This window comes from Pseudomonas gingeri (assembly GCF_013386165.1).
GTDB lineage: Bacteria > Pseudomonadota > Gammaproteobacteria > Pseudomonadales > Pseudomonadaceae > Aquipseudomonas > Aquipseudomonas gingeri_C.
In genome coordinates this window covers 1-1,235 of sequence record NZ_JACAOS010000046.1, presented here as the reverse complement: position 1 = coordinate 1,235, position 1,235 = coordinate 1, and the positions used below count along the sequence as shown (strand labels likewise).

1 protein-coding gene is annotated in these 1,235 nt (G+C 57.2%); it reads left to right on the top strand.

Going from position 1 to position 1,235, the window contains the following annotated elements:
* The first annotated feature begins 64 nt into the window (after nucleotides 1-64).
* Nucleotides 65-1,227, top strand: a protein-coding gene (locus HX866_RS33990) for an IS3 family transposase (protein ID WP_177073709.1) whose coding sequence is annotated in 2 segments (ribosomal slippage) — nucleotides 65-320 and nucleotides 320-1,227 — 1,164 coding nt in all. Because the reading frame shifts where the segments join, the coding sequence is not laid out codon by codon here.
* Nucleotides 1,228-1,235: the final 8 nt, after the last annotated feature.

Genomic DNA, 1,235 nt, shown 5'->3' with positions numbered 1-1,235 from the left:
TGTAGTGGTCTAATGAAACCGGACACCCATTTAGGCGAGAATGCTCGCCAGATCGAGGTGTCAGATGACCAAACAACGCCGTTCCTTTTCTGCTGAATTCAAACGCGAGGCTGCCGACCTCGTGCTCAAGCAAAACTACAGCTACATCGAAGCCAGTCGTTCACTCGGTGTCGGCGAGTCAGCCCTGCGCCGCTGGGTCGATCAGGTTCAGCAGGAGCGCCAAGGCGTCACTCCACAGAGCAAAGCGCTGACCCCGGAACAGCAGAAAATCCAGGAGCTGGAAGCCCGGATCGCCCGCCTTGAACGGGAAAAATCGATATTAAAAAAGGCTACCGCGCTCTTGATGTCGGAAGATCACGAGCGTACGCGCTGATCAATCAGCTGAGCGTCCATGAGCCGACTGATTGGCTGTGCAAGGTGTTTGAAGTCCCCCGTTCGTGCTACTACGCCCAGCGCCTTCGGCACCGCACGCCAGATGTCGAACGGCTTCGGTTACGCAGTCGGGTGAGCGAGTTGTTCACGCAAAGTCGTAGTGCAGCGGGCAGCCGCAGCATCCTGTCGCTGATGCGCGAGGACGGTGAGCAGCTCGGTCGATTCAAAGTGCGCAGCTTGATGCGCGAGCTTGATTTAGTCAGTAAGCAACCCGGATCGCATGCCTACAAAAGAGCGACGGTAGAACGACTCGATATCCCGAACACCTTGAACCGCGAGTTCGATGTCCAAGCCCCCAACCGAGTGTGGTGCGGCGACATCACCTACATTTGGGCCCAGGGGAAATGGCATTACCTGGCGGTCGTGCTGGACCTTTGCGCGCGCCGGGTGGTGGGCTGGGCGTTGTCGGAAAAGCCGGACGCCGATCTGGTTATCAAGGCGCTGGACATGGCTTACGAGCAACGAGGAAGGCCTCAAGGCCTGTTGTTTCACTCGGATCAAGGGTCGCAGTATGCGAGTCGTTTATTTCGCCAGCGGCTATGGCGCTATCGCATGCGCCAGAGCATGAGTCGCCGGGGAAATTGCTGGGACAACGCGCCAATGGAACGCGTGTTCCGCAGCTTGAAAACCGAATGGGTGCCGACTCTGGGTTACAGAACGGCTCAAGAAGCCCAGCGCGATATCAGCCAATTTTTGATGCATCGGTACAACTGGATTCGACCCCATCAATTCAACGGTGGGCTGGCGCCAGCTCGGGCCGAAGAAAAACTTAACGTCGTGTCCGGGATTAGTTGACCACTACA